This window comes from Flavobacterium sp. GT3P67 (assembly GCF_004349155.1).
In the GTDB taxonomy this organism is placed as follows: Bacteria; Bacteroidota; Bacteroidia; order Flavobacteriales; family Flavobacteriaceae; genus Flavobacterium; species Flavobacterium ranwuense.
Window position 1 is genome coordinate 13,621 of record NZ_SMLF01000008.1, and the last position, 19,942, is coordinate 33,562.

General features: G+C 33.5%; 16 protein-coding genes. 7 read left to right on the forward strand and 9 right to left on the reverse strand.

Annotation, left to right across the window (positions count from 1 at the left end; translation table 11 throughout):
- Nucleotides 1–87 precede the first annotated feature (87 nt).
- On the reverse strand, nucleotides 88–663 hold the full coding sequence (locus tag E0H99_RS12765) for a hypothetical protein (RefSeq protein ID WP_131996126.1): 576 nt from the start codon (nucleotides 661–663) through the stop codon (nucleotides 88–90).
- 281 nt (nucleotides 664–944) lie between these two features.
- On the opposite strand from E0H99_RS12765, the gene E0H99_RS12770 reads away from it, so the two are divergent.
- Nucleotides 945–1,982 (forward strand): quinone-dependent dihydroorotate dehydrogenase, encoded by a 1,038-nt coding sequence (locus tag E0H99_RS12770; RefSeq protein WP_131996129.1) that lies wholly within the window; start codon nucleotides 945–947, stop codon nucleotides 1,980–1,982.
- On the opposite strand, the gene E0H99_RS12775 is transcribed toward E0H99_RS12770, so the two are convergent.
- Both E0H99_RS12775 and E0H99_RS12780 read right to left on the reverse strand, forming a co-directional pair.
- Nucleotides 1,950–2,660: a DUF3307 domain-containing protein gene (locus tag E0H99_RS12775; RefSeq protein ID WP_131996132.1), complete on the reverse strand. Its 711-nt coding sequence runs from the start codon at nucleotides 2,658–2,660 to the stop codon at nucleotides 1,950–1,952. The genes E0H99_RS12770 and E0H99_RS12775 overlap by 33 nt on opposite strands.
- On the reverse strand, nucleotides 2,657–3,268 hold the full coding sequence (locus E0H99_RS12780) for a hypothetical protein (protein ID WP_131996135.1): 612 nt from the start codon (nucleotides 3,266–3,268) through the stop codon (nucleotides 2,657–2,659). The genes E0H99_RS12775 and E0H99_RS12780 overlap by 4 nt, the downstream gene beginning before the upstream one ends.
- 196 nt (nucleotides 3,269–3,464) lie before the next feature.
- Here E0H99_RS12780 and E0H99_RS12785 point away from each other — a divergent pair, with 196 nt between their 5' ends.
- From E0H99_RS12785 to guaB, 4 genes are all read left to right on the forward strand, one after another.
- Complete coding sequence (locus tag E0H99_RS12785; RefSeq protein ID WP_131996138.1) at nucleotides 3,465–4,328, forward strand: hydroxymethylglutaryl-CoA lyase; 864 nt, start codon at nucleotides 3,465–3,467, stop codon at nucleotides 4,326–4,328.
- Nucleotides 4,329–4,429: 101 nt separating this feature from the next.
- Entirely contained in the window at nucleotides 4,430–4,984 is a 555-nt protein-coding gene (locus tag E0H99_RS12790; RefSeq protein ID WP_235832140.1) for a hypothetical protein, read from the forward strand.
- Nucleotides 4,981–6,375: a DUF5723 family protein gene (locus tag E0H99_RS12795; protein WP_131996141.1), complete on the forward strand. Its 1,395-nt coding sequence runs from the start codon at nucleotides 4,981–4,983 to the stop codon at nucleotides 6,373–6,375. Before E0H99_RS12790 ends, E0H99_RS12795 begins: the two co-directional genes overlap by 4 nt.
- Nucleotides 6,376–6,603: 228 nt before the next feature.
- The gene (gene guaB, locus E0H99_RS12800; protein ID WP_131996144.1) at nucleotides 6,604–8,076 is read left to right on the forward strand and encodes an IMP dehydrogenase; all 1,473 of its coding nucleotides are present in this window, start codon (nucleotides 6,604–6,606) and stop codon (nucleotides 8,074–8,076) included.
- A gap of 90 nt (nucleotides 8,077–8,166) precedes the next feature.
- Here the strand turns inward: guaB and E0H99_RS12805 are convergent, their stop codons facing one another.
- The 5 genes from E0H99_RS12805 to E0H99_RS12825 all read right to left on the reverse strand — a co-directional run bounded on the left by E0H99_RS12805 (nucleotide 8,167) and on the right by E0H99_RS12825 (nucleotide 15,468).
- Nucleotides 8,167–10,068 (reverse strand): monovalent cation:proton antiporter-2 (CPA2) family protein, encoded by a 1,902-nt coding sequence (locus tag E0H99_RS12805; RefSeq protein ID WP_131996147.1) that lies wholly within the window; start codon nucleotides 10,066–10,068, stop codon nucleotides 8,167–8,169.
- Nucleotide 10,069: 1 nt separating this feature from the next.
- On the reverse strand, nucleotides 10,070–10,675 hold the full coding sequence (locus E0H99_RS12810; RefSeq protein ID WP_131996150.1) for an NAD(P)H-dependent oxidoreductase: 606 nt from the start codon (nucleotides 10,673–10,675) through the stop codon (nucleotides 10,070–10,072).
- Between the two features lie 259 nt (nucleotides 10,676–10,934).
- Entirely contained in the window at nucleotides 10,935–13,175 is a 2,241-nt protein-coding gene (locus tag E0H99_RS12815) for a cation:proton antiporter (protein WP_131996153.1), read from the reverse strand.
- Between the two features lie 185 nt (nucleotides 13,176–13,360).
- On the reverse strand, nucleotides 13,361–14,707 hold the full coding sequence (gene purB / locus E0H99_RS12820; protein WP_131996156.1) for an adenylosuccinate lyase: 1,347 nt from the start codon (nucleotides 14,705–14,707) through the stop codon (nucleotides 13,361–13,363).
- Between the two features lie 68 nt (nucleotides 14,708–14,775).
- Nucleotides 14,776–15,468 (reverse strand): SIR2 family NAD-dependent protein deacylase, encoded by a 693-nt coding sequence (locus tag E0H99_RS12825; protein WP_131996159.1) that lies wholly within the window; start codon nucleotides 15,466–15,468, stop codon nucleotides 14,776–14,778.
- Between the two features lie 65 nt (nucleotides 15,469–15,533).
- Here E0H99_RS12825 and E0H99_RS12830 point away from each other — a divergent pair, with 65 nt between their 5' ends.
- Entirely contained in the window at nucleotides 15,534–16,196 is a 663-nt protein-coding gene (locus E0H99_RS12830; RefSeq protein WP_131996162.1) for a TrmH family RNA methyltransferase, read from the forward strand.
- A gap of 125 nt (nucleotides 16,197–16,321) precedes the next feature.
- A complete protein-coding gene (locus E0H99_RS12835; RefSeq protein WP_131996165.1) occupies nucleotides 16,322–17,143 on the forward strand; it encodes a haloacid dehalogenase type II in 822 nt (273 codons plus the stop codon).
- Nucleotides 17,144–17,614: 471 nt separating this feature from the next.
- On the opposite strand, the gene E0H99_RS12845 is transcribed toward E0H99_RS12835, so the two are convergent.
- Nucleotides 17,615–19,756 (reverse strand): P-loop NTPase fold protein, encoded by a 2,142-nt coding sequence (locus E0H99_RS12845; RefSeq protein ID WP_131996168.1) that lies wholly within the window; start codon nucleotides 19,754–19,756, stop codon nucleotides 17,615–17,617.
- Between the last annotated feature and the right edge of the window lie 186 nt (nucleotides 19,757–19,942).

The following is a 19,942-nucleotide window of genomic DNA, read 5'->3' on the forward strand; positions in this document are numbered from 1 at the left end:
TGCAGTATATGAATCTCGATAAACGATACTGTTTTCGGGGTGTAATATACTTTTTTATATAAAAAAACCACCCGAAGGTGGTTCAAATTATTCTCTCATTTTAGTTAACTTTTCTTTTGCTTCATCAAGATTTCCTTCCAGCTTATTTATTTTTATTTGTTGTTTACTGATTCGGATATTTTCTTTCTCAATTTCAATAGAACTGAGCTTTCCTTTAGATTTCTTTTGTTCAAATTTTTCTTTGAGTTTAATTAAATTTCTTTCTTCATTTGAAATCTTTGATTTTATTGTACTAATTGATTTTTCACTGGAAAGAATTTTGTCTTGTCGCTTGTCAAAAGCTTTTTGTTTTTTTTCAAAATCCTTTTGCTCTTTTTCGATTTTATTAGCTTCTCTTAGCGCTTTTTTCTCAGCTTTGAGTTTGTCTTTTAGTAGTTTAGCTTCCTCTTTTAATGCTTTTTCATTTGCATTATTTTGTATTGCTGCTGCGACAACCCCAGTTTCTACAGCCTTAGACACAATAACAGTGTCTTTAATTGTTGTTACAGTAGTTTTTGTCGCTAATTTGGTTGTGTCTTTTTTTGTTTCCTTTTTTACTGCTTGCGCAAAAAATAGTTGAAAACTGGAAAGTAAAATAGCTGTAAAGAGTAATTTTATTTTCATGTCGGTACTATTTTAAGTTGATGAAAAATTAAATAAATACTTATTTATTTAGTACAATATAAGAAAAAACATTGAAAAATAAATATTTTATTTTAAATGAAGCAGATTGAAAGTAAATTTTATTATTTGTAAATAATTAGGAGCAAGTATTTTGTTTAACTACTGTTTTTTTGCTATTTCTTCTTTGGCTACAGCCAAATCAAATGTTGATGTATAATTTTTTTTCGAAATATTTAATTATCGATGAGATAGTTCTATTTTTGCACCAACAAACTACAACTATGTATAAAGTATTCATTCGCCCATTTCTATTTTTGTTTGATCCGGAAAAAGTCCATTATTTTACTTTTTCATTGATTCGATTTGCATCTAAAATTCCTGGATTTACCTCTCTTTTTAAGTTGCTTTATGAAGTCAATGACCCAAGATTAGAGACCGAAGTTTTTGGTTTGAAATTTAAAAATCCAGTTGGACTTGCGGCTGGTTTTGATAAAGATGCCAAGTTGTATAAAGAATTGTCCAGTTTTGGTTTTGGTTTTATCGAAATAGGAACGCTTACTCCAAAAGGGCAGGAAGGAAATCCTAAAAAACGATTGTTCCGTCTGAAAGCAGATAGCGCCATTATCAATAGAATGGGATTCAATAACGGCGGAGTTCAAGAAGCGGTGGAACGTTTGAAGCAAAATAAAGGCGTTTTAATAGGCGGTAATATTGGTAAAAATAAGTTGACACCAAACGAAGAAGCAACTTCGGATTATGAAATCTGTTTTGATGCTTTGTATGATTATGTGGATTATTTTGTGGTGAATGTAAGTTCCCCAAACACGCCAAATCTCCGTGCCTTACAAGACAAAGAGCCATTGACACAATTGTTGCAAACACTTCAAAATAAGAATTTGTCTAAGCCAAAACAAAAGCCAATTCTGCTAAAAATTGCTCCAGATTTGACTGATGAGCAATTACTAGATATTATTGATATTATCAAGGAAACTAAAATTGCGGGTGTTATCGCTACCAATACCACCATTTCCCGTGAAGGATTACAATCCGAAAATAAAACAGAAATGGGTGGTTTGTCAGGAAAACCATTAACGCAACGTTCAACTGAAGTCATCCGTTTTTTATCTCAAAAAAGCAATAAAGCCTTTCCTATTATTGGAGTAGGAGGAATCCATTCTGCCGATGATGCGATTGAAAAATTGGAGGCAGGAGCGTGTTTGGTGCAATTGTACACCGGTTTTATTTATGAAGGTCCAGCTTTGGTTAAGGCCATAAACAAAAAGATTTTAGAAAAATTGCAACAACCCAAATTTTACTAAAAGCCCTGTCAATAATGCAATGCCAAAACTCAATAAGGTTCCGATAAGAACATATTCAGTAAGTTTTCGGTCTTTGGCTTCTTTTAAATCTCCAAATCGGAAAATAGATTTTGCTGCCAATAAAAAACCAATGGCTTCAAAATGGCCAGTAATCACAAAGCAAAAAACGAACAGGCGTTCTAATATTCCAATGTAATTTCCGGCATTGGATAAGGAATCGTCGCTTGTTTTGTTTTCAGGAGTCCAAATCGAAATGATATTCTTTATAATTATCGATGTAGGTTTTGTCAATAAAAGTATTCCAGTCACAAAGATCCAAAATCGGTTGTCGAATGCTGTAAAATCAATACGTTCGTTATTGTAAAATAGTGTAATTGCTATGAGTACAATAAGATGCAACAGTTGATCCATTACAAACCAGTTGCGTTTTGTTTTATTTTTTTGAAAATGTAATTTCAAAAAATCAATTCCTCCATGCGTTAGTGCCAGTAAAATGGCAAACCAAACAAAATCAGTCCCGCCAACTAAAGCCCAAGCCAAAATAAAATGAAGAAGTGTATGGATATAAAGATAAATACTTTTGTGTTTCTTGTTTTCTTTATCTAAAACCCAAGATGTAGGTTGAAATAAAAAATCACCAAGTAAATGTGCCAATAGTAGTTTTACAAAAATAATCATACACTGAGGGTTTTAATTTTTTTTCTGAAATGATTATCTAGTTCCAGCACCAAATCAAACTGCGCTCGTTTTCGTCTGCGACTTACTGCAGCTTGATTTATACCTAATCTCACACCTATTTCTTCTTGAGAAAGCGATTTGTTTTCTATGGATGCCAAAACAAATTCAGCCGATTGCACCAGCCAATTATCCATAAAGGTCAATCCTAAACGGAGCATTAAATTCATCTCAGTGTCTAAATCAGTATTCCCTGAATTAATGGCTAAGGTAGTTTTTTGTTTTTTTAAAGTTTCAAAAAGCTCTCCCGAACGAACGAACGCAGTTCCATTGCTTTCAGAAATTGTTACTGCTGAATAGGTTTTATCTCCAAAACCAATACTCATTCTCGCGTCGAGTTTTAGGGTTTTTAGATAGGCCTTAATTTGCAAAGCTGTCAATAGTGCTTTTTCAGGATTTATAATTTCCATCTGAAATTCGTCACCACGATAAATTTCCCATTCACTCGGGTTTTTACCTTTGGTATTCAATAGTTCTTTCAAACCGTCCATCCATATTTTAGAAGGTAGTTTTCTTGAATTAACAATGTCTCCAGTTATTATGCTTGTCATATCCAAATATAATTAAAAAAGTAAGGTCTACTTTAAAAGTTTAAAGTAAATTATTACCAAATAACGTAATAATATTTAATATTACCAAATTACGTAATATTTTAATTTATTACCAAAATACGTAATAATGTCAATTTTCAAAAATTTAAAACTGATAATTTAAAATTCTTAATTGTTTTTCTATCTTTGGCTTTCTATGGAGCCAATAAAAATTATAGAATGTCCACGTGATGCCATGCAAGGCATAAAGCCTTTTATTCCTACGGCGAGAAAAGTGACTTATATTCAGTCTTTATTGCGTGTAGGTTTTGACACCATCGATTTTGGAAGCTTTGTTTCGCCAAAAGCGATTCCACAAATGCAGGATACGGCTGAGGTTCTGGCACAACTTGATTTATCTCAAACCAAAAGTAAATTATTGGCGATTATAGCGAATACGCAAGGAGCAAAATTAGCTTCAAATCATTCTGAAATACAGTATTTAGGGTTTCCATTTTCGATTTCTGAGAATTTTCAAATGCGGAATACCCACAAGACGATTGCTGAATCATTAATTACGTTACAGGAAATTCTTGAAATTGCCGATAGTACAAATAAAGAAGTAGTAGCGTATCTTTCTATGGGATTTGGTAATCCTTACGGCGATCCTTGGAGCGTTGAAATAGTAGGGGAATGGACTGAAAAATTAGCTTTAATGGGAGTCAAAATTTTATCACTTTCGGATACGGTAGGAAGTTCAACACCAGATGTGATTTCGTATTTGTTTTCGAATTTAATTCCAAAATATCCAAAAATAGAATTTGGAGCTCACCTTCATACTACGCCTGATAAATGGTTTGAAAAAATTGATGCGGCTTACAAAGCGGGTTGCCGTCGTTTTGATGGTGCTATTCAGGGTTTTGGCGGATGTCCAATGGCAACAGATGATTTAACGGGTAATATGCCTACAGAGAAACTATTGTCTTATTTTACCTCACAAAAAGAGAGTACTGATATGAGCCCTATAAGTTTTGAAAGTGCTTACAATGAGGCTTCAAAGCTATTTGGTGAATTTCATTAAAATGGAAAAAATGGTAATTGAACTCTATATCTTGAAAATAATAAGTTTATGATTGATACGTTAGTTATACTGTTCCCAAATTTACCTTTAACATACTAAATATGATGAAACTACGGGCCATTCATAGAATCTTAAGTATACTAATTTTGATATTATTTTCATCTTCATGCGCAAGTGATTTAGATTATAATCAAGTCAATGATATAAAATTAGAACCTGTATTTATATCAAACTTAGCTTATTTTAATATTCCCGCAAATGAATTTGTAACTGGAGGAATAGAGCACACCGTTTTTATGGATACGCCAGCTGTTGATGTATTCAATGATAAATTTTTCAAGGATAATTTAAGCAGAGTAGACCTTTTTTTTGAAGTTAACAATACTATAAATAGAAGTTACAGAATAGATTTAGTATTTCTGGATAGAAATAATCAACCTGTTCATTCCACAAATTTTATTGTGCCAGCGTATACTGGTGCAGAAAATATAGTTACTAAAACTGAAATATTTCAAAATGCTACACTGGACTTATTAAAAAGAACTACTAAAATTACTTTCACGCTCACCATGTTTGCCGGTCCACCATTAAGTGAGAATAGCATAGGGAGTTTAAAATTACGTTCAGGAGTAACCGCTTATTTTATAATTGAATGAGAAAAATAATTTTGATTTTTGTTCTATTTCTAACAATAGGTTGCATTTCACAAAACAAACAAATTTTATATAATTTCACTTCAGTGCCTCAGTCTTTGCTGACTAATCCGGGTTCTGATGTGAAGTACAATTGGTATTTTGGGATTCCTTTATTGTCCGGTATTTCTACAAATGTTGGTTCGAGTGGATTCTCAGCGTATGATTTATTTGCTGATAATGGAGTAGATTTTAATGTGAAACTGCGAAATGTAGTATTCTCTACAACAAGAAAAGATAGAGTAGTCCTAAACGAACAAATAGAATTATTTAGCGGAGGCTTTAAAATAGCGGGAGATCAAGGGGATTCCTATGTTTCGTTTGGAATGTACCAAGAATTTGATTTTATGAGTTATGTGCCTAAAGATATTGCAATTTTGGCTTTAGATGGAAATAGAGATTATTTGGGTAAAGTATTCAATTTAGGGGATTTGAGTGTAAAAGCAGAAATGCTTTCGGTCTTTCATCTGGGATTTCATAAAAACATAAATGAAAAATTAATTCTAGGAGCGCGAGGAAAGATCTATTCCAGTATTTATAATGTCAATTCAACTAGTAATTCAGGATACATTTATACTATTCCTTCTACACAAGGGGTTTATGAACAAATGATTTATTCGGATTTGCAGCTCAATACATCGGGAACTGCTAAATACGATGATGAAGATTATGAGCCAAATGCAGTAAAAGATATTACCAAAAGAGCCTTTCTGGGTGGCAATTTAGGCTTGGGATTTGATGCTGGTTTGACTTATTATCCAAAGAAAAACATTCAAATAACAGCAAGTGTCATAGATCTTGGTTTTATAAAACATGCCAAAGAAGTAGAAAGTTTGACTTTTAAAGGAACTTACAAATACGAAGGAGTTATTCCTAAATTTGGTTCTGGAGGTTCTGCAGAAGATGGATATCAGGAATTTAAGGATGCCATTCCTTTGGATACTTTGTATGCCGATTACACGACTTGGCGACCCACAAAGTTCAACACTTCAATTCAATTTTCATTTGATGAAGAAAGACCTGAGGATTGTAACTGTCTTAATTATGATCCTGAAACTATTTATAAAAGCGCTGTAGGTGCTCAATTATTCGTAATGTCTACCCCGAGAACACCTTTAGTTGCTTTTACGACCTATTACAGAAGAAAAATTTTCAATTCGTTGCAAATGAAAGCAACCTATACGATAGATTCCTATTCTTATAAAAATATAGGATTGGGTTTATCCAGTATGTTTGGACCGGTTAATTTCTATGTTCTTGCCGATAATCTTTTGGAATATAAGGATGTTACCAAAGCCAATAGTCTATCTTTTCAGCTAGGACTTAATGTTATTTTTAAGAATAGTAAAAAATAATATTGGGTTTTTATTTGAATTTTTGTCGTTTAAATCTGCTGTGAATTTCTATTCATTCTGTCATTGAAAAACGAATGAATCAAATTTCCTCGATTAAAAACCAAGGAGTAATTTGCAACCAAAGAATTGACTTTGAACTGTAATTTAATTATTTATTGTAAAATCATAGCGATTTTTTGCTTAAAATTATCTATATTTGCACGCAATTAAACTCCAACTACAATTGCAATGATCGCACACAACTCTAAGATTATCGGTGAAGGATTAACTTACGATGATGTTCTATTAGTTCCTAACTACTCAAATGTGCTTCCTCGCGAAGTGAGTATTCAATCAAAATTTTCAAGAAATATAACGCTTAATGTTCCAATTGTATCTGCTGCTATGGATACTGTTACCGAAAGTGCAATGGCAATTGCTATGGCTCAAGAAGGAGGAATTGGTGTTTTGCATAAAAATATGACTATCGAGCAACAAGCTGCGAAAGTCAGAAAAGTAAAACGTGCCGAGTCTGGAATGATTATCGATCCTGTTACTTTACCATTGACTTCTACTGTTGCAGATGCTAAAAATGCGATGAAAGAATTTGGTATTGGAGGTATTCCAATTGTAGATGAAAATAAAAAACTGAAAGGTATTGTTACGAATAGAGATTTGCGTTTCGAAAAAAACAATGCCAGACCTATTGTTGAAGTAATGACCAGCGAAAACTTGGTAACAGTTGCCGAAGGTACTTCTTTGGAACAAGCCGAAGTTGTTTTGCAAGGGTATAAAATCGAAAAACTTCCAGTAGTAAATGCTGATTATAAATTAGTAGGTTTAATTACGTTTAGAGATATTACTAAATTGACTCAAAAACCAAATGCAAACAAAGACAAATACGGACGTTTACGTGTTGCGGCTGCATTAGGTGTTACTGCAGATGCTGTTGAAAGAGCTACTGCTTTGGTTAATGCTGGAGTAGACGCAGTTATAATCGATACTGCTCACGGACATACAAAAGGAGTTGTAGATGTACTAAAATTAGTTAAAGCTAAATTCCCTGACTTAGACGTTATTGTTGGTAATATTGCCACTGCTGAAGCAGCCAAATATCTTGTCGAAAATGGTGCTGACGGGGTAAAAGTAGGGATTGGGCCAGGTTCTATCTGTACGACTCGTATTGTTGCGGGTGTTGGTTTTCCACAATTTTCTGCAGTACTTGAAGTGGCCGCAGCGATTAAAGGCACTGGAGTTCCAGTAATTGCTGATGGTGGGATTCGTTACACAGGAGATATCCCTAAAGCGATTGCTGCGGGTGCTGATTGTGTAATGTTAGGTTCATTACTGGCAGGTACCATGGAATCTCCTGGTGAAACTATCATTTTTGAAGGAAGAAAATTCAAGTCATACCGTGGAATGGGTTCTGTTGAAGCGATGCAAGAAGGCTCAAAAGACCGTTATTTTCAAGATGTGGAAGATGATGTAAAAAAACTGGTTCCAGAAGGAATTGTAGGTCGTGTTCCATATAAAGGAGAATTGAACGAAAGCATGCAACAATTCATTGGTGGTCTTCGTGCCGGAATGGGATATTGTGGTTCAAAAGATATTCCAACGTTACAGGAAACAGGACGTTTTGTTCGGATTACTGCAAGTGGTATCAACGAAAGTCATCCTCATAATGTGACGATAACGAAAGAAGCTCCAAATTATTCTAGATAGTTTTTCGTTCAAAATCATAAAAAAAAGCATAATTAACTCCGTTTTAAGGGTGTTAATTATGTTTTTTTTATTGTTGTAAACTGTATTATATTAGTCCGGCAATTCAGATGTGTCAGACAAGTCTGCTAAGTTGTTTTTTAAATGCTGGCTATCCCAACTATGATTGGTTGCTGCAACTTGGGAATAAATATCACTCTTTAATAACTGTTCCTGTAATTCAATTTCTTCCTTGATTGTAATAAGAAACGCCATTTTATCGTGACGTTTTTCAGCTAATTTACGTGTGGTAATTTCATCGTATTTTATAAATTGCTGTCCTTGTCTGGTTGCCGTATATTTTCGAAGTCCTAATTCTACTAATGCATCAACACCCATATTTACAGCGCTGTATAAAGTTTCCCTGTAAATATGTTCGACTTTATGATCGATTAATTCATAGGCATCATTCCGGTTTCGGGCACGAGTTAAGATTTTTAAATTTGGAAAGTGTTTTTTTAAGGTTTCAATTACTTGAAGATTTACGGTAGGATTATCTATGGCAGCGATAAAAATTTTAGCATTCTCACAACCCGCAGCTTTCAATAGTTCTAATCGAGTCGCATCTCCATAATAGACTTTAAACCCCATTTTTCGTAATAAATCGATTCGGTCTGAATCATAATCCAGAATAGTTGATTTTATTTGGTTCGCTCTCAGTAAGCGACCAACTGTACTTCCAAAATGCCCAAAACCAGCAATAATAACGGGATTATCTTCGTCAATATAATCATTGTCTTTTTTTATTTCTTTTTCCTGAATTCGGGTATTGGGATAAATTATTCGCTCATTTATTAATAGCAGAAAAGGAGTTGCAACCATACTCATGGCTATTACTGCCATAATTTGATTGGCTAAAATATTGGGAACTATATTCAATTGCAGGCAGAAACTCATGATTACAAAACCAAATTCTCCCGCTTGGCTCAAACCGAAAGCGAATAATAGATTTTGATCTATTTTATTTTTATGAAATCTGCTGATTACAAATAAAACTACGAATTTCACCAGAGTTAGGATGGCTCCAAAAACAAAAATGAAAAGAGGATTCTCAATAATTAATAGGAAGTTTATTGAAGCACCAACACCAAGAAAAAACAGCCCCAAAAGCAATCCTTTAAATGGTGCAATATCGCCTTCTAATTCATGACGAAATTCAGAGTTGGCAAGTACGACACCAGCCATAAAAGCACCAAGTGCAGGACTTAACCCAATCAATTGCATTAAATAGGAAACGCCAACAACCAATAATAAAGCCGAAGCAGTAAACAATTCCTGCAAACGAGTTTTTGCGATAATATGCAATAATGGAACAAATACAAAACGACCGGCAAAATAGATTGTCGATATAATTCCGATCACAATTACCGTTTGCAACCAGCTCGCATAACCTGTAATTAATGATTGTGGCGCATCATTTACAGCCTCAAGGTTTACCGTTGACAAAAGAGGTAAAAAAGCTAAAATTGGGATTACTGCAATATCCTGAAAAAGTAAAACCGCAAATGAGGAACGTCCTACGGAAGTGTTTGATAATCCTTTTTCTTTTAAAGTTTGCAAGACAATAGCAGTAGAAGATAAGGCCAATCCCAGTGAAATGGCTAATGTAGTTTCCCATCTCCAGTCCATAAAAAATAGACATCCAATAAATAGAATAAGAGTGGTTCCGATCAATTGTGCAGCACCCATTCCCAGAATGAATTTCCGCATTTTCCAAAACTTATTTGGCTCTAATTCCAAACCAATCAAAAACAACATCATTACGACGCCAAATTCAGCAAAATGCATAATATCCTGACCTTCCTGACCTATAAAACCAAGAACATAAGGACCAATAATTATTCCGGCTAATAAATAGCCTAAAATGGAGCTCAGCCCTAATTTTTTAGCAATAGGCACACAAATTACGGCTGCTGTTAAATAAATGATTGCCTGAAGTAAAAAATTTGTATCCATGTTATGTCTGTATTGTTGCAAACCATTCATTCAGATAATGGTGTTGCAAAATTTCATCCGTATCTAAATTATTACTTTCTAAATAGTCCAGAAAATAACCATAAATCAAACCATTTTTTTCATAATCTTCTTTGGTCATATTATGAGTTCCATGCACTACAAAAGGAGGTAAATAAATCATATTACACACTTTTGCAGTTTGGTTAAACGGTTCCAATAATTCAAGAATACTATAGCGATCACTACCCGTTTCGCAATAATTTTCCTTATCGCCGCCAGTTGTAATTACCTGAAAAATAATTTTATCCTGTAATGCTTTACCCTTTTTTCCATAAGCCCAATTATGCTCAAGCACCATATCAATCCATTGTTTCATCAATGGCGGACAACTATACCAATACATGGGATGGTGCCAAATGATAATATCATGTTGACTTAATAAATCTTGTTCGTATTTTACGTCAATATCAAAATCCGGATATTCCTCATATAAATCATGAAAAGTAATGTTTTCTGAATCGGGAATATTTTGCACTAAAGCCTTATTCGCATGAGATTTCTCGAATAAAGGATGTGAAAATAGGATTAAGATTTTATTTTTTGGCATAAATTTATTGTAACAATTTAAAAGGATTATTGTGTTGATTTACAATGTTCTTTATAAAAAGAAAACTCATCTAAGGTATAAAATATTGCTTAATTTTAATGATTTACTATTATTCAAATGCTACTTTTTTTTAACAATAAACAGAAAATCCCGTTTGAACAAAATCTAAAGTTTTGCTCAGACGGGATACATTTAAAATGTATATTTTGGAATGCGCTAATTCAACCAAAATAGAATTGTAAAAAATAAATTTTCTTGTTTAATTTTTGGAAAGATTCGCCAACAGTTTTTTGCTGCCAACAATCCAAAGAATATCGTTTTTTTCTAAAATTAATTTTGATTCTGGATTGAGAATTCTTTTCCCTCCTCTTTCCAAACCAACAATCAAGCCACGCGTTTTTTCGCGTAATTCAGAATCACGTATGCTTTTTCCAATAAATGCTTCGTTGATTAGCTCTAACTGCTGTAAAACAATATCAGATTCAGTTACCAATGGTGAGACATCAATCTCATGCTGGTCCAAATATTTTTTAAATGCTGCCACTTGGGTATCAGTACCGATCACACAAATTTCGTCTCCAGGAAATAATCTTTCGTTTCTGCTAGGAATATTAATGGTGATTTCTCCACGCTTGATGAAAGCGATATTAATTCCTAATTGCTCTCGAATGCTTAATTTTTCTAATGTTTTTCCGGCAATATTCGAGGTTGGAGCAATTTCAAAAGTGGTCATGTGACCATCCCAAGGTGTTAAATCACTACGACTTCTTACCGCTTTTTTAATTTCTCGGGCATTTAAATTTTTTAAAAAATGGTCTTCAATTTTGTGATATTGCGCATTTAATTTTTTTGGAAAAATAAAATACACAACAACGGCAACAATCAGCATTATAAAAGCGATTCCGGGAGAGAAAAAGATATTTAATAAGAATCCAATATAAAAAAGGGCCAATACCATTCGTAGCAAAATCATCATCAGTATTGGTCCGCGATATTTACGTTCCTCTCTCAAAATGGCTACTTCTTTTGTCGCGATGCGTCGCAAGGATAGCGCCCATAAAAAAGGAGATATTATTACGATTGTAATTAATGCCGCAAATATGTTTCCAAATTGTGATCCTTGAACTAAAGGTAGAATGTATTTTGATGAAAGTAAAATAACAGCCACTATAATTACGGAATGGATAATTACCTGCGTCAGAAACGCCCGTACGACTATTTGCCAATTGCTTACTAATTTTATGGATTGCGCATTAGCACTGTAGCGTTCAATTTTTTTAATCCATTTCCTAGGCAATTTTTTTTCCAGATATTCCGAAAATGGAGTGGCGAATTTGACCATAAAAGGTGTCGTAAAAGTGGTCACTGCTGATACAGCCACTACAATTGGATAAAGAAAATCACTGGTTACATTCAATGTCATTCCCAATGTTGCAATAATAAAGGAGAATTCTCCAATTTGAGACAAACTCATTCCTGTTTGCACCGATTGTTTCAGAGGTTGTCCTGAAAGTAAAGCACCAATTGTTGAACTTACGGATTGTCCTATAATCACTACGAATGTCAAAATAGCGACTGGCAAAGCATATTCGGACAATGTACTTGGATTAATTAACATACCAACGGACACAAAGAAAATCGCACCAAAAAGATCTTTAACGGGTTTTACTAAATGTTCGATGTGTTCCGCCTGAGTTGTTTCGGCAATGATGGAACCCATTATGAAAGCGCCTAATGCAGGAGAAAAACCAACATTGGCAGCAAGAATTACCATCATTAAGCACAAAGCAAGTGAGATGATTAGCAGCATTTCGTCTGTCAATATGTTTTTGGCTTTTTTAAGTAAAGTCGGGATAAAAAAGATACCGCCAACAAACCATATTGTCAAGAAAAAGATCAGTTTAAAAACGGATTGCAACAGCTCGCCACCTGAAAATTGTTGACTTACCGCAATAGTAGAAAGCAATACCATCATCAAAATGGCGACTATATCTTGCACGATAAGCGAACCGATAACTATTCCCGCAAATTTTTGGGTTTTTACTCCGAGTTCATCAAATGTTTTCAAAATAATAGTGGTGGATGAAATCGAAAGAATCACCCCTAAAAAGATGCTGTCCATTGGTTTCCAACCAATCCATTGGCCCACTAAATATCCGATGGCTACCATCGAAATAATTTGTGTTACAGCAGTAATAGATGCGGTACCACCCACTTTCATCAGTTTTTTAAAACTGAATTCCAGTCCCAAACTAAATAATAAAAAGATTACTCCAATCTCTGCCCAAACTTCTACGCTTTTAATATCTTTTACCGATGGGAAAAAATCAAAATGATTTCCAGCCAAAAATCCGGCAATTAAATACCCCAGAACCAGAGGTTGTTTTATTTTTTTAAACAACAAAACTGCAACGGCAGCTGTCATCAGAATTAATCCTAAATCACTAATTAAAGGTTGTAAATGGTGCGATGCATTTGCTACTGTTTCTGCTGTATTCATAGGCGTTTACTTCTATTGTAAGGGTTTTGTGTATCTTGGTAAGATATAAAAAAAACTTTAATTTTTAAAGTGTAATTTTAGCTAAATACTGCTTTTTATGATTTTTTTAGCAATAAAAATCCCGTTGAAAAGAATTTTTGCCTCTTTTCAACGGGATTTTACAAATTTCAATAATTTCTTAAAGCTTATATTCCTAAGAAATTACTAGGAGTGATTTGCATCAATTCGGCTTTAATTTCATCAGAAACCTCTAAGGTTGCTATAAAACCGTGAATCGCTTTTTTATCAATCGCTTCATTGGTTCTGGTCAATCCTTTCAACGCTTCATACGGATTTGGATAGGCTTCACGACGCAAAATCGTTTGAATTGCTTCGGCAACAACAGCCCAGTTTTTCTCTAAATCTTCGTGGAATTTTGGCTCATTCAATAACAATTTGTTTAATCCTTTCAAAGTCGCTTCAAAAGCGATTAAGGTGTGTCCCATTGGTACACCAATATTTCTCAAAACGGTACTGTCCGTCAAATCGCGTTGTAATCTTGACAATGGTAATTTAGCCGATAAATGTTCGAAAATCGCATTGGCTATTCCTAAATTTCCTTCTGAGTTTTCAAAATCAATAGGGTTTACTTTGTGTGGCATTGCCGAAGAACCTATTTCTCCTGCTTTGATTTTTTGTTTGAAATATTCCATGGAAACATACGTCCAAATATCTCGGTCTAAATCAATGATGATGGTATTTATTCTTTTCAAAGCATCAAAAAATGCGGCGAAATGATCGTAATGTTCTATTTGTGTAGTAGGGAAGGAGTGGTGTAAACCAAGGTTTTCTTCAACAAATTTTCCTCCGAATTTTCTCCAGTCAATTTGAGGATATGCCACATGATGCGCATTATAATTCCCTGTTGCTCCGCCAAATTTAGCAGCAAAAGGAACATTAAACAACAAACGCATTTGCTCTTCTAAACGTTCTACAAAAACACCAATTTCTTTACCCAAACGCGTTGGAGAAGCCGGTTGTCCGTGGGTACGGGCAAGCATTGGAATATCGCGCCATTCCACACTTAAATCTTTCAATTTTGAAGTTAAAGTAATCAAAGAAGGCATGTATACTTTTTCGAAAGCTTCTTTTGTAGATAGCGGAATCGCCGTATTATTGATGTCTTGAGAAGTCAATCCAAAGTGGATAAACTCTTTATATTCTGATAATCCTAGTTTTTCAAAAGCATCTTTGATGAAGTATTCCACCGCTTTTACATCGTGGTTGGTCACTTTCTCTGTTTCTTTGATCCAAAGTGCATCTTCAGTAGAGAAGTTTTTATAAATGTTGCGTAAGCTTTCGAATAAATCTGGGTTTACGTTTTTTAGTTGTGGCAAAGGCACTTCGCACAAAGCAATGAAATATTCAATTTCAACCAATACGCGGTATTTGATTAAGGCTTCTTCAGAGAAAAATGGAGCCAGTGAAATAGTCTTGTTTCTATATCTTCCGTCGATTGGCGATATAGCATTCAATTCGTTTAAAGTAGTCATTGTTTAGTTGTTTGTTCGAAAGGCACAAATATAAACCTTTCGAGACAAAATAGAAAACGAATGGTTTTTTAAATAAACGCTGTAAGCTTCTTTTTTAGTATTTTCATTCCTTCAGAAGCCACTTCTGGAATCACATCTAATGGATTTCGAAGATTCGGGATTTTTATGGGTTTTGGATCAATATAAAAAATGGGCGTTTCTCGCGCTGTGAAATCGATTAATCCAGCCGCAGGATACACTTGTAATGACGTTCCTATAACAGCAAAATAATCCGCATTTTGGGTTATTGAAATCGCTTCATCAAGCGCTGGAACTTCCTCGCCAAACCAGACAATATGTGGACGCAGTTGGTTTTTGTTTTCATCGAAATCACCAAAATTCAAATCCTCCTGCCAGTCCAGAATGTAATTTGGGTTTTTGGTACTTCTCACTTTTAATAATTCGCCATGCAAATGCAACACATTAGTACTTCCGGCGCGTTCGTGTAAATCATCTACATTTTGGGTAATGATATATACATCAAATTCATTCTCTAATTCAGCCAGAATTTGATGTCCCAAATTAGGTTGTACTTCTTTGAGTTGTTTTCGTCTTTGATTGTAAAAATCCAGCACCAAAGTCGGATTTTTATGCCAGCCTTCGGGAGTTGCGACATCCATAACGTTATGGCCTTCCCAGAGTCCGTCACTGTCACGAAAGGTTTTGATGCCACTTTCGGCACTTATTCCGGCACCTGTCAAAACCACCAATTTCTTTTTCATTTGTAAAATACATTAAGAGATAAAACTAGTCTTTTTTAGTATTTTTGCCAAAAAAATAACCCACAATGATTGATATCGATTACCTTAATTTTCTTGAAAATATACTGACTGATAACCGCAAAGAAAAATTTCTGAAAGTATTGGAAAACAGAACCAAGCATTTTACGATTGCTGTTGAGGATATTTTTCAAATGCACAATACGAGTGCGGTGATGCGAAGTTGTGAGATTTTTGGAATTCAGGAATTGAATGTGATTGAACAGCGATACGGAAAAAGTATCGATAAGGAAATTGCGATGGGTGCACAAAAATGGGTTGATATCAATACCTTCGACAGTATTTCTAATTGTGTTGATACATTAAAAAATAAGGGGTATCAAATCATTGCCACTACGCCACATGAGAATGATTGTTTGATGGAAGATTTTGATATTTCGAAACCGAGTGCTTTATTTTTTGGAACTGAAAGAGACGGATTATCCGAAGAAATTTTACAACGTGCCGATGGTTTTCTAAAAATTCCGATGGTTGGTTTTACGGAAAGTTTGAATATCTCGGTTTCGGCGGCAATCATCATTCAAAACTTGACGAATCGATTGCGCAATTCAAATATTGACTGGCATTTATCCGAAGAGGAAATTTTAGTGAAAAGATTGGCTTGGGCCAAAAATTCCATAAAAGATATTAAGAGAATAGAAGAACGGTATTTTTCTGAAAACGTGAAATAGTTCTTTCATATAATGGTACGCTAATGTTTTTTATTTTAAAAAATATCATGTAACTTGTACTATTTTCACGAAACAAGATACTTTGTCGTATATTTTATTTAACGCATGATTTAAAAAGAAAAACAATGAAAGAATTTAAAAATAGCAACCAAGGTTTAGTAAATACCACATTGACTGTTGGAGAAGAAGAAATTAGCGCGCCTATTTTAATTTTAAAAGAGGAGACAGACAATAATGAGGAGTACAGCGCTGGTTATTTACAAAGACCCAAGGTTTTATTTTTTGATGTAAATGAAACGTTGCTGGATCTTAATAGCATGAAAAAAAGTATTGGCGCAGCGCTAGGAGGTCATCCTGAATTGATGTCCTTGTGGTTCACTACAATGCTTCAGTATTCATTGGTTACAACAGTAGCAAATCAATATCATGATTTTGGAACAATTGGAGCCGCTGCACTTATAATGGTTGCCCACAAAAATGGAATTGATATAACGGATAAACAAGCCAAAGATGCTGTTGCTCCAATTTTATCATTGCCTGCACATCCAGAAGTGAAAGAAGCTCTCTTACTTTTAAGAAGAGAAGGTTTTAAATTGGTTGCCTTCACTAACTCATCCAATAAAGCAGTCGAAACGCAACTTAAATATGCAGGGATTCATGATCTATTTGACGATGTGTTAAGTATAGAAGATGTAGGTAAATTCAAGCCTCATGCAGATACTTATAATTGGGCTGCCAAAAAAATGGGATTAAAATCGAATGAATGTATGTTGATAGCTGCACACGGTTGGGATGTTGCCGGTGCAAATTGGGCAGGTTGGCAAACGGCTTTTGTCAGCCGTCCTGGACAACAATTGTTTCCTCTTGCAAATTTACCTGAAATTAATAAAGAGAATATTTTATTAGTTGCTCAGAAGCTAATTTCAATACCGTTTCAGCAGTTGTAATCATTGAAAATTAAAGAACCGATTGCGTAATTCAAATATTGATTGGCATTTATCCGAAAATGAAATTTTAGAAAAGCGTTTGGCTTGGGCCAAAAATTCCATAAAAGATATCAAACGAATTGAGAACGCTATTTTGAAGAGAATCCTAGATAGTGTAAACGAACGCTTAAATTAGATTTTAACAGTTTGCTGAGTCATTGCGAGGAACGAAGCAATCACATCTAGTATTTCGATAAAGTAAGTGACAAGTTTGCGGAAGTATATAGTTTTTAGTTTAAGAAACCGCGTTACAAACGCTACGATGGTGTTCCAAATTAAAATGGGTACTCGTTGCAAACGAGCACCAGATTGGTGAGGTTTGGGACTAAATTTAGATTAATTTTCGGTTTAACACTAATTTTGCAAATACAAAACCAACTTTAGATTAAGCCTAAAACCCAAATCTTGCCAAACCTGTGTTGTAAGCTGTATTTATTCGGCTGGTTCTATTTCTTCTGTGTCTTTTTCAAACCAATCTTCAAATTGTCTCATAATGTTAATATCTGTCTGTTTGTTTTCAAATTCAATGTATTCAACCTCTTTTTTGTCAATTTCTTCACCATAAATTTGTCTGATTTTTTCGTGAATTAAATTTTTATCAATCAAAGTTTTAATATAGTTGTATTGTTCTTTTGTGAAATTTGATTTATGAATCTCTGGATTACTTGTACTTGTAGCAGATGGAGTAAAAGTTATAAGTAATTCTTTAACTTTATTTGGTTGTTTACTAAATATTTGATTTAAGTATTCTTTATATCCGATATCATCAAATAACAACCAAGTTGAAAGTAAAAAAGTAATGTTTTTTGGGTGTTTTTCAAAGATTGGAGTTTCTCCAGCTTCACTTAATGCTCGCTCTCTTAGAATTCGTGCAATTTCAATATTTTGTTCTTCTGAAAAAATATTTTCAGTTTCACTTCTTCCATTTCGAAACCACTTATTTATTAAAAAAGAAAAATCAATAGGTACAGGATTTTCCATAAGTAATTTAGCAAATTCAAATGTTTCTTCAATTATTAAGTGCCTCTTTAATAATTGAAAAATAAAAATTGAAGATTGAGATTTTGCATCGTCATAACCAAAGCCAAAAAATGAATCATTTGTTGGAAAAACTCCGCTTTTTATACATAATGCTAAAGATAATTTTTTAGAAGTTGTCCAGTCTAAATCTTCTTCATATGACCTTAATTTAAAAATAAAAATATCAGCTGAAGTTTCTGTTAAAATACTATCTAATTTATCTGCAATATTATCAATTTCTAATGTTTTAATTGAATTTACAAAATCATCAAATATTACATCTGAAATTTCACCATCAATTACTGTGTATGAAAAATATCTTTTAAAATAATCTGTAGAAACAATTCGTTTTTCTTTAAACCAATTTTTTTCCCCTTCGTGTTGAAACCTATTATGAAATGCTTCATTAAGTCTTGGAAACAAAAATTTAAGTAATGATAATACTGAAGATTTTTCTTTTTTTGATAAGTCAGTTGCCAGTATGTCTAAATGTTGAGTAAGTTCATCCTTTTTATCTTTAACATTTTGTTCAACACCATAGGTATTCTCTGAAGAATATGAAGTAATAAAATAATTGGAGTTTAATTTTACAAATTCATAATGTCTTGGATAGAATATCTTTAATGCCTCAATTAACATTAAATCTATATGGTTAACTTCACCTTTTAACAACGGTAAAGCAAATGATAAAGAGTTTCCATATCTAACTGCTAATCTTGGAGTTTTTAGGCGAAGTAATACACTCTCTGTAAATTGATATACAAATCTTTGTTCTTCACTTTGACTTAATTTAATTTCACTTTCATCAATAGCTTTGTCTACGAGTTCAAAACAATATGTTTTTAAAGCACTTATTTGTGCCTGAGGAATTTTAAGTGGAACTTGAATGATTTTTTCTAGAAAATTTTGACCAGACAATTCATTACCTGCACCAAATCTCTCACCAATTGCAGATGCAACCATTATTTCATCAAATGAAAGGATATAAGTCGTATTTGAAAAATCACCTGTTAATTTAACTAATCTAAATAATGAATAGATTTCTTGTTTGTCTAATCTATCTATATCATCAACAAAAATTACAAGTTTACTTGTGCTTTCTTTCAAGAAGTCATCAATCTTATTTTTCCAATCTTCTAAATCTATTTCTGATAATGATTTTCCGATTTGTGTAAAATCAACGCCTACAAAACCACCTAAAGCTCCATATTTTTCTATGAAATTACCTAATTTATTTTTTCGTTTTTCTAATTCTTTACCTAAGAGGTCAGCTATTTTCTTTAAAAAATTTCTAATTAAAGTATCTTCATCATTATACCTCCAAGGATTTAATTTAATTATTAAGATAGTATCATCTGTTTTAAGCTCTTGTTCTATGAAATTTTGAACAGATGTTTTTCCCTCTCCCCAAGCACCATAAATACCAATTACTATTCCATCTGGACTTTCTCTTTTTTGAATTGTTTCTGCAATTCTTTTTGAAAAATTATATCGTTGAAATCTATCTTGACTTTCATTTTCAACAGGTTTGTCAGATGAGAAATTTTGTTTCATTATATATTTTTGATTTTTAACGAAATGTTCTGGTAATATAGCTTACAACTAGTATATAGGTCTGATAAACGTCAGATTTTATTTATTTTCAAATATATAAATAAATCGCTGAAAAATCTTATAAATTAGAATTAGTAATTAATTCATCACAAAATCCCTAGCCCCGACAGCAGCGGAAAGCCTATG